General features: G+C 69.1%; 13 protein-coding genes. 9 read left to right on the top strand and 4 right to left on the bottom strand.

Annotated elements, in window-relative coordinates:
- Positions 1–83 precede the first annotated feature (83 nt).
- Together J7E89_RS12710 and J7E89_RS12705 are read left to right on the top strand one after the other, a co-directional pair.
- Positions 84–329, top strand: a complete 246-nt coding sequence (locus tag J7E89_RS12710) for a hypothetical protein (RefSeq protein ID WP_214972843.1) — start codon at positions 84–86, stop codon at positions 327–329.
- Positions 330–353: 24 nt separating this feature from the next.
- Complete coding sequence (locus tag J7E89_RS12705) at positions 354–635, top strand: antitoxin (RefSeq protein WP_214972841.1); 282 nt, start codon at positions 354–356, stop codon at positions 633–635.
- 91 nt (positions 636–726) lie between these two features.
- Here the strand turns inward: J7E89_RS12705 and J7E89_RS12700 are convergent, their stop codons facing one another.
- Together J7E89_RS12700 and miaB are read right to left on the bottom strand one after the other, a co-directional pair.
- Positions 727–1,461: a class III extradiol dioxygenase subunit B-like domain-containing protein gene (locus tag J7E89_RS12700; RefSeq protein WP_214972839.1), complete on the bottom strand. Its 735-nt coding sequence runs from the start codon at positions 1,459–1,461 to the stop codon at positions 727–729.
- Positions 1,462–1,530: 69 nt separating this feature from the next.
- The gene (gene miaB, locus J7E89_RS12695; protein ID WP_214972837.1) at positions 1,531–3,015 is read right to left on the bottom strand and encodes a tRNA (N6-isopentenyl adenosine(37)-C2)-methylthiotransferase MiaB; all 1,485 of its coding nucleotides are present in this window, start codon (positions 3,013–3,015) and stop codon (positions 1,531–1,533) included.
- 70 nt (positions 3,016–3,085) lie between these two features.
- On the opposite strand from miaB, the gene J7E89_RS12690 reads away from it, so the two are divergent.
- The gene (locus tag J7E89_RS12690) at positions 3,086–4,081 is read left to right on the top strand and encodes a TAXI family TRAP transporter solute-binding subunit (RefSeq protein ID WP_214972835.1); all 996 of its coding nucleotides are present in this window, start codon (positions 3,086–3,088) and stop codon (positions 4,079–4,081) included.
- On the opposite strand, the gene J7E89_RS12685 is transcribed toward J7E89_RS12690, so the two are convergent.
- Both J7E89_RS12685 and J7E89_RS12680 read right to left on the bottom strand, forming a co-directional pair.
- On the bottom strand, positions 4,071–5,468 hold the full coding sequence (locus tag J7E89_RS12685) for a HAMP domain-containing sensor histidine kinase (RefSeq protein WP_214972834.1): 1,398 nt from the start codon (positions 5,466–5,468) through the stop codon (positions 4,071–4,073). The genes J7E89_RS12690 and J7E89_RS12685 overlap by 11 nt on opposite strands.
- A 6-nt stretch (positions 5,469–5,474) precedes the next feature.
- Positions 5,475–6,182, bottom strand: a complete 708-nt coding sequence (locus J7E89_RS12680; RefSeq protein ID WP_214972833.1) for a response regulator transcription factor — start codon at positions 6,180–6,182, stop codon at positions 5,475–5,477.
- A 271-nt stretch (positions 6,183–6,453) separates the two neighbouring features.
- On the opposite strand from J7E89_RS12680, the gene J7E89_RS12675 reads away from it, so the two are divergent.
- The 6 genes from J7E89_RS12675 to J7E89_RS42350 all read left to right on the top strand — a co-directional run bounded on the left by J7E89_RS12675 (position 6,454) and on the right by J7E89_RS42350 (position 11,912).
- Positions 6,454–7,239, top strand: a complete 786-nt coding sequence (locus J7E89_RS12675) for an amino acid ABC transporter ATP-binding protein (protein ID WP_285439232.1) — start codon at positions 6,454–6,456, stop codon at positions 7,237–7,239.
- 37 nt (positions 7,240–7,276) lie between these two features.
- Positions 7,277–8,191: a glutamate ABC transporter substrate-binding protein gene (locus J7E89_RS12670; RefSeq protein WP_214973135.1), complete on the top strand. Its 915-nt coding sequence runs from the start codon at positions 7,277–7,279 to the stop codon at positions 8,189–8,191.
- A gap of 109 nt (positions 8,192–8,300) precedes the next feature.
- Positions 8,301–8,948, top strand: a complete 648-nt coding sequence (locus tag J7E89_RS12665) for an amino acid ABC transporter permease (RefSeq protein ID WP_093798687.1) — start codon at positions 8,301–8,303, stop codon at positions 8,946–8,948.
- Positions 8,945–9,919 (top strand): amino acid ABC transporter permease, encoded by a 975-nt coding sequence (locus tag J7E89_RS12660; protein WP_214972832.1) that lies wholly within the window; start codon positions 8,945–8,947, stop codon positions 9,917–9,919. Before J7E89_RS12665 ends, J7E89_RS12660 begins: the two co-directional genes overlap by 4 nt.
- 143 nt (positions 9,920–10,062) lie before the next feature.
- Positions 10,063–11,793: an FAD-dependent monooxygenase gene (locus J7E89_RS12655; protein WP_214972831.1), complete on the top strand. Its 1,731-nt coding sequence runs from the start codon at positions 10,063–10,065 to the stop codon at positions 11,791–11,793.
- 11 nt (positions 11,794–11,804) lie between these two features.
- On the top strand, positions 11,805–11,912 hold the full coding sequence (locus J7E89_RS42350) for a putative leader peptide (protein ID WP_374196812.1): 108 nt from the start codon (positions 11,805–11,807) through the stop codon (positions 11,910–11,912).
- Positions 11,913–12,070: the final 158 nt, after the last annotated feature.

Raw genomic sequence — 12,070 nt, 5'->3', positions numbered from 1 at the left:
CGGACCGGTGCCCCCGGGCGACGCAATGAGACGCTCCGGTCGGGCGCGGGATTTCGCCCACACGAGTAAGGTATGGAGCAGATATGGGCGTTTTTGCATGGTTTCGCCGCAAGTCCAAGGATGCCGTTGAGGCGTCAACCGAGGAGGCACAGGCCGCCACTCCGAAGGCCGACTCTCCGGAGGCAGCCGTGACGGAAGCCGAGGAAGCCGGGGCCGAAAAGGGCGCCGAGGTTTCCGAGGCCGACGCGGGGGACAACGTAGAGATCCCCAAGCAGCAGTCCGCGGACGAAGCAGCGGACAGTGAGGCTGGAGAGAACGCCCGTAAGTAGTCCCCTGAAGAGCGAAGGTGATCCATGGGCTTCCTGGATTCGTTGAAGGCCAAGCTTGCTCCCGCGAAGGACAAGGTCTCGGAGCTCGCCCAGCAGCACGAGGGCAAGATCGAGCAAGGTCTGAGCAAGGCCGCCAAGGCGGTCGACAGCAAGACCAAGGGCAAGTACAGCAGTCAGATCGAGTCGGGCACGGGCAAGGCCAAGCACGCCCTGGACCGCATCGCGCACAAGGACGACGGGACGGGCGGAACCGGGGGCCCCGGCACTGGCACCACGCCGCCGCCTCCTCCCCCTCCGGCCGGCTGACAAGTGGCCTCCTGAACGACAGCAAGAGCAACGGTGGACGGCCGTGGAGCAGACATCGCTCCACGGCCGTCCCCGTGCTTTCCGGTGCCCCTCAGGACCAGACGGCGACGAAGTATCCGACGCCGTAGGGGGCATCCTCGTACAGCAGCTGTCCGGCGAGACCGGCGCCCTCCGCGGCGCCCGCCAGGACCTGCCAGGGCGCCCGGCCCGCCGCCTTGAGTTCGTGCGCCAGGTGATCGTCCAGGGCCGTCAGAGCGGCCGTGTCGGCCGCTCCCAGCGCACGCGCCGCCGCCGCGTCGAATCCCTCGGCCCGTTCGTCCAGATAGCCGGGCGCCTTGAGCGTCCGGCAGGCGCTGCCGTCGCCGAGCACGAGGAGGGCGACGCGCTCCGCCCGTGCGGCGAGTTTCCGGCCCTCCTGTACGCACACAGCGCCGGCCAGCCGTTCCCCGACTCCGAGCCCCTCCACCGGGGCGTCGGCCCACTGCGTGCGGGAGAGCAGCCAGGCGCCCACGGCGAGCGACGGCGGAAGCTGACGGTCTGCGGCGCTTCCCGGGAAGCTCTCGTTCGCCGTTTCCGTCGTTCCAAGGAACACTCCGAAATCCACTCCGAAGCCCTTGAAGCTTCCGGTGGCCCCCTGGGGGTGCGTTTCGGTGCCGTCCTGTCCCGCGGGGCCGACCACGACGAGCAGGTCGGGGCGGGACGCGGCGAGCACCCCCAGAGCGTCCGCACAAGCCGTCCGTGCGGCGTCGAGTTCCGGTGCGGCACCGGAGGCGACCTCGGGGACCAGCAGGGGCGGACAGGGGCATACGGCAGCGGCGACAAGCATGCCCGGCAGCCTAGTACGACGGCGGAATCCGGTCGCTGCGGTTACTGGGCTGCGGTTACTGGACTGCGGCTACTGGACGGAGCAGCCGCCGGTGGCCGCCGGCAGCGGCTCCGGTACGCCGACCTTCGGCAGCCCCAGCAGAACGCCCGCGCCCTGCTGCGGCTCGGCCGTGCGCCTCTCCCAGGCGTCGCCCGCGCGCGTGCGGCGTACCGCCTTCGCGGGCCCCTCGGCCAGCAGGTGGTGCGGCGCTGCGTAGGTGATCTCAACCGTCACCACGTCCCCGGGGCGTACGTCCTCGTCCGGCTTCGAGAAGTGGACGAGGCGGTTGTCGGGGGCGCGCCCGGAGAGGCGGTGCGTGGCGCCGTCCTTGCGGCCCTCGCCCTCGGCGACCATGACCTCCACGGTCCTGCCCACCTGCTTCTTGTTCTCCTCCCAGGAGATCTCCTCCTGAAGGGCGACCAGGCGCATGTAGCGCTCCTGGACGACCTCCTTGGGGATCTGGTCCTCCATAGTGGCGGCCGGCGTCCCGGGACGCTTGGAGTACTGGAAGGTGAAGGCCTGCGCGAAGCGCGCCTCGCGGACCGTGTGCATGGTCTGCAGGAAGTCTTCCTCGGTCTCGCCGGGGAAGCCCACGATGATGTCGGTGGAGATGGCGGCGTGCGGCATGGCGGCTCGCACCTTCTCGATGATGCCGAGGAAGCGGTCCTGCCGGTACGAGCGGCGCATCGCCTTGAGCACCGTGTCCGAGCCGGACTGGAGCGGCATGTGCAGCTGCGGCATGACGTTCGGCGTCTCGGCCATCGCGGCGATCACGTCGTCCGTGAAGTCGCGCGGGTGCGGCGAGGTGAACCGGACGCGCTCCAGGCCCTCGATCTTCCCGCAGGCGCGCAGCAGCTTGGAGAACGCCTCGCGGTCACCGATGTCCGAGCCGTACGCGTTGACGTTCTGGCCGAGCAGGGTGATCTCGGAGACGCCCTCGGCGACCAGGGCCTCGATCTCGGCGAGGATGTCGCCGGTCCTGCGGTCCTTCTCCTTGCCGCGCAGGGCCGGGACGATGCAGAACGTGCAGGTGTTGTTGCACCCGACGGAGATGGACACCCAGGCGGCGTACGCGCTCTCGCGACGCGTCGGCAGTGTGGAGGGGAACGCCTCCAGCGACTCGGCGATCTCTACCTGCGCCTCTTCCTGGACGCGGGCGCGCTCCAGCAGCACGGGCAGCTTGCCGATGTTGTGCGTACCGAAGACCACGTCGACCCAGGGGGCCTTCTTGACGATGGTGTCGCGGTCCTTCTGCGCGAGGCAGCCGCCCACGGCGATCTGCATCCCGGGCCGCTTCGTCTTCATCGGGGCGAGCCTGCCCAGGTTGCCGTACAGCTTGTTGTCGGCGTTCTCCCGCACCGCGCAGGTGTTGAAGACGACGACATCGGCGTCACCGTCGGCACCCTCCGGCGCCCGCACGTATCCCGCGCCCTCCAGGAGGCCCGAAAGCCGCTCGGAGTCGTGGACGTTCATCTGGCACCCGTAAGTGCGCACCTCGTATGTCTTCTCGCTCATCTCGTACACCAGAGTACGGGGCCGGGCACCCCCTGGTCGTCGAGGGGAGTGAACTGGCAGGATCGCGCGCATGCTCAACGCCCTCCCCCGCATCAGCCGCCGCCGCGCCCTCCTGGGGTCCGTCGCCGCACTCGTGGTGTCCGGACTGCTGACGTGGTGGCTCCTGCCGATCGGGGAGTCCGCACCGCGCGGAAAGATCACCTTCAGTACAGGCGTGACGACCGGCGTCTACCAGCGCTACGGCGAGCTCCTGGACAAGGAGGTCGCCCGCGACCTCCCGGACGTGGGCATGGAGCTGCGGACCAGTGAGGGCTCGCGGCAGAACCTCGCGCGGCTGGTGAACGGGCAGGCGGATTTCACCATCGCCACCGCGGACGCCGTGGCGCAGTACCGGCAGGACGGCCTCCCGGGAATGAACCGGCTGCGCGCCTGTGCGCGGCTTTACGACGACTATGTGCAGCTCGTCGTTCCGAAGCGTTCCAAGGTGCGCTCCGCGGCCGATCTGCGGAACAAGCGGGTCGCCGTGGGGCAGGACGGCTCCGGCGTACGGCTGATCTCGAACCGGCTACTCAAGGCCGCGGGGCTGGATCCCGAGCTGGACATCACTCCGGTGTCCATCGGCATCGACACCATGCCGGGGCGTCTGAAGAAGGGCACGATCGATGCCTTCTTCTGGTCCGGTGGCCTGCCGACCACCGCGGTCAGGAATCTGTCGGAGCGCTTCGACATCCGGCTCGTACCCCTGGGTGATCTGGTCGACGAGCTGCACGCGGAGGCCGGCCCCGCCCGCCACTACCGGTCCGCCGTGATGCCGGCCGACGCGTACCCGCAGGCGCAGAACGGGGAGGCGGTTTCGACGGTGGCGGTCGCCAACCTGCTGGTGACCACGGACGCCGCGGACGCGCGGCTGACCGAGGGGCTCACCCGTACGGTCATAGGGAGCCGGGACAGCATCGGCAGAGAGGTGCACGCGGCCCAGCTGGTGGATCTGCGGACCGCCATCTACACGGATCCGCTGGAGCTGCACGAAGGCGCCCAGCGCTACTACCGGTCGGTCAAGCCGTAGGCGATGTGCGCGGGACCTTCACGGTCACGCGCAGCCCGTGGGGTTCGTTGCGGGCGTACGAGAGGGTCCCGCCGCCCGCGAGCAGCAGGGCCCGCGAGATGGACAGGCCGAGGCCCGAGCCGGTGACGTTCTGGTGGCGGTTGCTGCGCCAGAAGCGGTCGCCGACGCGGTCCAGTTCGTCGTCGGTCAGGCCGGGGCCGCCGTCGGCGACGGTGATGGTGCAGGACTCGCCGTTCGGTTCGACCGTGACCGCGACGTCCTCACCGCCCGGTGTGAACTTCAGAGCGTTGTCGATCACCGCGTCCAGGGCGCTGGAGAGCGTCACAGGGTCTCCCCAGGCGGTGACGGCCGCCGGGCCTTCGCGGGTGAGGTGTACGCCCTTGTCGTCCGCCAGGGGGCGCCAGGCGGCGACCCGCTCGGTGACCAGCTCGCCGATGTCGACGATCTGGAGGTGGGCGGGGGCCTGCTCGGCGAGCGCCAGTCCCAGGAGGCTGTCCAGGACCTGGGCGAGACGCTTGCCCTCCGTGCGGACGGAGGCGATCTCCTCGTTGCCCTCGGGCAGTTCGAGGGAAAGGAGTTCGATCCGCAGGAGAAGGGCGGCCAGGGGGTTGCGCAGCTGGTGGGAGGCGTCGGCGACGAAGGCGCGCTGCTGCTCCAGCACTTCCTCGACGTTGTCCGCCATCTCGTTGAAGGAGCGGGCGAGACGCCTGAGTTCGGGTGGGCCGCCGGCCACCGCGACCCGCGAGTTCATCAGCCCCGTAGCTATGTCGTGGGTGGCCGCGTCCAGGATGCGTACGGGCCTGAGCACCCACCCGGTCAGCCGGAACGCGGCGCCCACCGCCACCAGCATCGCCGCGACCTCACCCGCCGCGATCAGCAGCCAGCCGTGCAGGATCCGCGAACGCATCTGCCCGGTCGGCGAATCGGTGACCACGACCGCGACGACGTCTCCGTCCCGCACGACCGGTGAGGCGACGACAAGACGCCCTTCCTGCCAGGGCCACACCTGAGCGGGATCGTGGCTGCGGCGCTTGCCGAGCGCTTCCACGAAGGCGTCCCGTCCCTCGCCGCTCTCGGGAACGGCCCAGTTCTCGGGTGCGCTCGCCATGGGGAACTTGTCGCGGTAGAAGACACCCGCCTTGATCCCGTACACCTCGCTGTAGCTCGCGAGTTCGGTCTCCAGTGTGCGGCGGCGCTCGTCCTGGCCGCTCTCCATGCGTTCGGTGACGAACTGGGCGAGCGCCGCGAAGCGCGCCGTGTCGTCGATCCGGTCGACGACCACGCGCTGCTGCTGCGCGGCGGCCACGCTCAACGCGAGGGGCAGGCCCAGCGCGAGCAGGATGCCCGCGAGCAGGACGATGAGCAGCGGGAGGAGGCGGGTGCGCACGTGGGGTTACGGGCCCTGTACTGACGCGGCCGGGGCGACGAGCCGGTAGCCGACGCCGCGCACGGTCTCGATGAGCGCGGGCATCCGCAGCTTGGAGCGCAGGGAGGCCACATGTACTTCCAGAGTGCGGCCAGTGCCCTCCCAGCTCGTACGCCAGACCTCGCTGATGATCTGTTCCCGGCGGAAGACGACTCCGGGTCGCTGCGCGAGGAGTGCGAGCAGGTCGAACTCCTTGCGGGTGAGCTGCACTTCGCTGCCGGCGACGCTGACGCGGCGCGTGGGCAGTTCGATGCGTACGCCGCCGAGGCGCAGCGCGGTGTCGTCGCCGGGCGCCGGAGCATCGCCCGCGCCCTTGCGCCGGCTGACTGCGTGGATACGGGCGAGCAGTTCACCGGTGTCGTACGGCTTGACCACGTAGTCGTCGGCGCCGAGGTTGAGGCCGTGAATGCGCGAGCGGACGTCGGCCCGCGCCGTCACCATGATCACCGGGGTGTCGCTGCGCTTGCGGATCTTGCCGCACACCTCGTAGCCGTCCTGGTCGGGCAGCCCGAGGTCGAGCAGCACGCAGCCGAAGGGCTCTTTGCCGGCCGGCAGGAGCGCCTGGATCGCCTCCTCGCCGCTGCGGGCGTGGACGACCTGGAAGCCGTGGCGGACGAGGATGGCGGAGAGGGCCGCCGCGACGTGATCGTCGTCCTCGACGAGCAGCAGTCTCATGGCACCCTCCCCCACCGGTGAAATGTTCGTGAACAGGTCTCGCGCAATATGCCTCATGGCATAAAGGCCGATGCGTCACGTTCCAGTCAAGACCCTTCCCGTTACGGGCATGTTCCGTTATGGAGCCGGTATCCTCGGGCAGGGTCCTGTTCACGCGGTGTGTCCGGTTGCAGCCGGATCGTTATGCTCAATTTCCGCTCAGATGTGATGACGCTGGTCGTAGCGGCTGACTAGGGTCCTCCCCAACCGAGGAGGACGGAGCAAGAAGCCGATGAGCGGAGTTTCAGTGACCAAGGCCGCCGATGACGCTGCCCCCGCAGCCGACGACCTGGTCGTGCTGAGCAACGTCAACAAGCACTTCGGCGCGCTGCATGTGCTCCAGGACATCGATCTGACCATCGCCCGTGGCGAGGTCGTGGTCGTCATCGGACCCTCCGGGTCCGGAAAGTCCACGCTGTGCCGCACCATCAACCGCCTGGAGACGATCGACTCCGGCGCGATAGCCATCGACGGCAAGCCGCTGCCCCAGGAGGGCAAGGAGCTCGCGCGGCTGCGTGCCGACGTCGGCATGGTCTTCCAGTCGTTCAACCTCTTCGCACACAAGACGGTGCTGGAGAACGTCACGCTGGGCCAGATCAAGGTCCGCAAGGCGGACAAGGCCGCGGCCGAGAAGAAGGCGCGGGAGCTGCTCGACCGGGTGGGCGTCGGCTCGCAGGCGGACAAGTACCCGGCACAGCTCTCCGGTGGCCAGCAGCAACGTGTCGCGATCGCGCGTGCGTTGGCGATGGACCCCAAGGTCATGCTCTTCGACGAGCCCACTTCGGCGCTCGACCCCGAGATGATCAACGAGGTGCTGGAAGCCATGCAGCAGCTGGCGCGCGACGGCATGACGATGGTGGTCGTCACCCACGAGATGGGCTTCGCGCGCTCGGCCGCCAATCGCGTCGTCTTCATGGCGGACGGCAAGATCGTCGAAGAGGCCACGCCCGACCAGTTCTTCAGCAACCCGCGCAGCGACCGGGCCAAGGACTTCCTGTCGAAGATCCTTCACCACTGACGACCAACGACGACCTACGACATAAGGGATGTTCACGATGAAGCTCCGCAAGACGGCCGCCGTTGCCATTGCTGTGCTCGCCCTGACCGCGACCGCCTGTGGCGGCGAGTCCGGTACCGCGGGTGACAAGCCGAAGGACCCGACCGGTGGCAAGGAAGCCCCCAAGCTTCCGACGTACACGGTCGCGAAGGACGTCAAGCTCGACTCGCCGACCCTGAAGAGGGCCCAGCAGGCGGGCAAGATCGTCTTCGGCGCCAAGAACGACCAGCCGTACCTCGGCTTCGAGGACACCGACGGCAAGCGCTCCGGCTTCGACATCGAGATCGCCAAGATGGTCGCCGCCGACCTCGGCTTCTCGGCCGACCAGATCACCTTCAAGACGGTCGACTCGGGTGTCCGTGAGACGACCATCTCGAAGGGTGACGTCGACCTCTACGTCGGTACGTACACGATGAACGACGAGCGCAAGAAGCAGGTCGGCTTCGCCGGTCCCTACTTCGAGGCGGGCGCCGACCTCCTGGTCCGCAAGGACGAGAGCGCTATCACCGGGCCCGACTCCCTCAAGGGCAAGAAGGTGTGCTCGATCGTCGGCTCCACGCCGCTGCAGGAGATCAAGAAGCCGAAGTACGGCGCGAAGACCGTCGAGCTCTCGAAGTACTCCGAGTGCGTGCAGCAGCTCATCAACAACGAGGTCGACGCGGTCACGACCGACGACGCGATCCTCAAGGGCTACGCCGCCCAGCGTCCGACGAAGCTCAAGGTGGTCGGCAAGCCGTTCACCAAGGAGCCGTACGGCATCGGCATGAGCAAGGACGACAAGGTGCTGCGCGAGGCGGTCACCAAGGCCCTCGAGGCGCACATCAAGAACGGCGACTACAAGAAGGCGTACGACGCGACGCTCGGCCTGTCCGGCTCCGCGTTCACCGAGCCGCCGGCGCTCGAGCGCTACTGATACCGCCGTATTCGGTGGTGACTTTCCGGGCCCCGTACGCGCTTGAGGGGAGCGTACGGGGCGCGGTGTCCCCTGCCCGTCCGCTGCTGCCGCCCACGAGGACTTCCCCGTGAATGTATTGCTCGACCACTTGCCGGAGTTCCGTGACGGTTTCATAGGAACCGTGCTGCTGACCGCCGCCAGTGCGCTGCTCGCGATGGTGCTGGGCGTCGTAATGGCCGGTTTCCGTGTCTCTCCCGTACCGCCCCTGCGGTTCTTCGGCACCGCCTGGGTCACACTCTTCCGCAACACACCGCTGACGCTGCTGTTCCTCGTCGCCTGGTTCGTGGTGCCCGCCGTCTTCGGCACCGGCATGAACCCGTGGACGAAGGCCCTGCTGGCGCTCGGCTTCTACACGTCCGCGTTCGTCTGTGAGGCCGTCAGATCCGGTGTCAGTACGGTGCCGCTCGGCCAGGCCGAGGCCGCCCGCTCGCTGGGCATGACCTTCTCGCAGACGCTCCGCATGATCGTCCTTCCCCAGGCCACCCGCACCGTGATCCCGCCGCTGAGCAGCATCTTCATCGCGCTCACCAAGAACTCGGCGATCGCGGGAGCGTTCAGTGTCACCGAGCTCTTCGGCGTGCAGAAGCTGCTGAGCGACAAGGGCTTCGCGATCGCACCGATCTTCCTCTGGGTGGCTCTCGCCTACCTGGTCATCACCTTCACCATCAGCGGTCTCTTCCGGCTGCTCGAGCGGCGCCTGGAGGTCGCACGATGAGTTCGAGCGTCCTGTACGACGCCCCGGGTCCCAACGCCCGGGTACGCAACCGCATCTACAGCGTGGTCGGTTCACTGCTGGTCCTCGGTCTGATCGGTTTCTCGGTCTACCGGCTCGCGGACCGCGGTTACTTCGCGCCCGAGATGTGGAACATCTTCAACAACGCCGGCGTCCGTGCGAGCATCCGCGACGGCATCCTGTCCACCCTCCAGGTCTTCGTGGTGGCGGCAGTGCTGTCGCTGGTCCTGGGTGTGGTGCTGGCCGTGGCACGGCTCTCCGAGCACCGTCCGGTGAGCGCGCTGGCCGCGGGGTTCATCGAGCTGTTCCGGGCCGTACCGCTGCTGATCACGATCTACGCCATGTGGGTCCTGTTCCTCTCGTACAAGGAGAACCTCGGCTTCATCGGCGAGAGCTCGGCGTACTGGGCACTGGTCATCGGACTGACCGTCTACAACGCGTGCGTCCAGGCTGAGGTGCTCAGGGCGGGTGTCAACGCCGTGCCCAAGGGGCAGGTGGAAGCGGCGTACGCGCTGGGTCTGCGCAAGTCGCAGGTCATGACGATGCTGCTGCTCCCGCAGGCCGTCCGCTCCATGCTGCCGACGATCATCAGCCAGCTGGTCGTGACCCTCAAGGACACCTCGCTCGGCTACATCATCACGTACGCGGAGCTGCTGTACGCGGCCCGGACGATGGCCAACAACATCATCGTCAATGACGACAATCCGTATGTCCCCGTCGTCATCGTCGTCGGTGCCATCTACGTCACCATGTGTCTGGCGCTCTCGTCGCTGGCCACCTGGATCGAGAAGCGCGGCCGCCGGGCCAAGACCGGCATCGTGCCGGCCGCGGCCGCCGAACCGCTGGAGGCTCCCGGAGTGCTCGACGCGGGCGGCGGACCGCTCGGACCGCACGTGGAAGGCGGGACCGAAGGGACCGACGGAACCGACGGGCCTGCTGCCAAGAAGAACTGACGAAATGTGAGGCAGCGGCCACCACGCCGCTGCCGCTGTCACTTGACGCAAGCACCCGCAGTGGGTTGCATACGTTCTGTGATCGTGCACCGGGTTCCACCTGCCACTTCCCACATGTCCGTACGGACTGGAGGGGACGCGCCGTGGACCCGGTGATCGTCGTTGGGGCCGGTCCGGTCGGACTTGCCCTTTCCCTGGCTCTCGCGGGCCAGGGAGTGCCCTCTGTCGTACTCGATGAGGGGCCGGGCAAGGACGAGCCCCGCACGGCCCGTACGGCCGTCCTGCGGCCGGATACCGCCGAGCTGGTCGAGCGGCTGGGCTGCGCCACTGTCCGTGACCACGGAACGCGTTGGTCCGGATGGCGTTTGATGCGGCGCAATCAGGACGTCAGGCAGATCGAATTCGGCGACGAAGGCGACCTTCCCGAGCTGCCCGAGCTTCCCGGCCTGCCCTCGCTGTCTCCTGTGCATCTGCCGCAGCACGAGCTGACGCGCGGGCTGCGGGACGCCGCCGCGGCGCACGAACTCGTGCGGACCGTGCCGCACGGGCGTCTCGACACCATCGAGCAGGACGGCACCGGCGTCACCGCGCACACGCGCGAGCCCGGGGCCACCTGGTGGCGCGGCAGCTTCCTGGTCGGCTGCGACGGGGCGAGGTCGACGGTGCGCAAGCTCCTCGACGTCCGCTTCCCTGGGCGTACGGCGGTCGAAAGGCATGCCGTCGCCGCGCTGCGTACGGAACTGCCGTGGGACGGCGAAGCGTTGCTGCACCGCATGCCGCCGTGGCGGACGGGCGGGCAGGAAGTGACCGCGCGGCCGCTGCGGGACGGTGCGTGGCGGCTCGACTGGCTGCTGCCGCCGCGCGGCGAACTCGTCACGCCCGACGCGCTGGTGGCGCGCGTGCGGGACACGCTGGCCGGCTGGTGCGGTGAGACACCTCCGTACGAGCTGATCGACACCGGCGTGTACACACTCCACCACCGGCTGGCCCGCAAGTGGCGGGTGGGACGGGCGTTCCTCGCCGGGGACGCCGCCCACCTGCTCGGGGCGCTCGGGACGCAGGGCCTCGACGAAGGCCTGCGGGACATCGACAACCTGGCCTGGAAGCTGGCGCAGGCCTGGCACCTGGGGGCGTCGGAGACGCTGCTGGACAGCTACCAGGCCGAGCGGCGTACGGCGGTGGCCTCGCGGCTGCGCGCCGCCGACCAGGCGCTGCCGATACTGCGGGGCAGCGGACTGCGGACGTACCTGCCCGGGACCACGCGCGGGCACGACACGCTGCTCACCGACGGGCATCTGGGGCGCGGGGCGCTGGGGGCGCCGCCCGAGTACACCCGCTCTCCGCTCGCGCCGGAGCCCGCCGAGGCGCAGACGCTGGTCGGTACGCCCCTGGGTGCGCCGGTTGCGGACGTGCGGGCGACGGCGCCCGACGGCACGACGGTGCGGCTGCGGGACCGGCTGGGGCGCGGACGGCAGCTGGTGATGCTGGTCGCGCCGGGTACGGGCGTGTGGGACCGGCGGCACTGGATGACGGCGGGGGTGATGCCGCGGCTGGCCGCGGCCGTCACGGCGCTGCCGGTGCGCGCCGAGCTGCTGGTTACGGAGGGCTACCCGGGGGCGTCGGCGCACACCGTGCTGCTGGTGCGGCCCGACGGGCATCTGGTCGCGGCGTTCCACGGGGTGCGTCCCGCCGAGCTGTACGCGGCCGCGGACGCGGCGCGCGGGGGCCCGCCGGAGTCGGCGCAGGCCGGGCCGGGTCCGCAGCGTTCCGGGGAAGACGACCGTACGGAAAAGTCCGCGCGTTCCGCGGGGACCGACCAGAAGGACGAGACCGACCGTACGGACCGTACTGACCGGACAGCGGACATCAATTGACCGCCGCGGGCGTGCGTGGTGTACTCCGGAGCGTGACCGACACCAACGTGCGCCTGTGGCGGAGGGTCCATATGGACCTCGTCCGCTATGCGGGCTGCGTGTGTCGCCCGTCCTGCTGATTCGCCCTTCTTCTCCTCGCGCTGTGCCGTGCTGTGTTTCCGGCCGCGCGTTCTCGCGAACTTCTCCAGGACGGTCCCCTGTGCCTCTTTCCGTACGTTCCTCCGGCGCGCCCGAAAGCGTTCCCGGGAACGCTGTGCCCTCTCCCTCTCCCTCTCCC

This window comes from Streptomyces sp. ISL-100, assembly GCF_018614615.1.
Classification (GTDB): domain Bacteria; phylum Actinomycetota; class Actinomycetes; order Streptomycetales; family Streptomycetaceae; genus Streptomyces.
The sequence above is the reverse complement of the archived record's forward strand: the minus strand, read 5'-3'. Positions and strand labels throughout refer to the sequence as shown.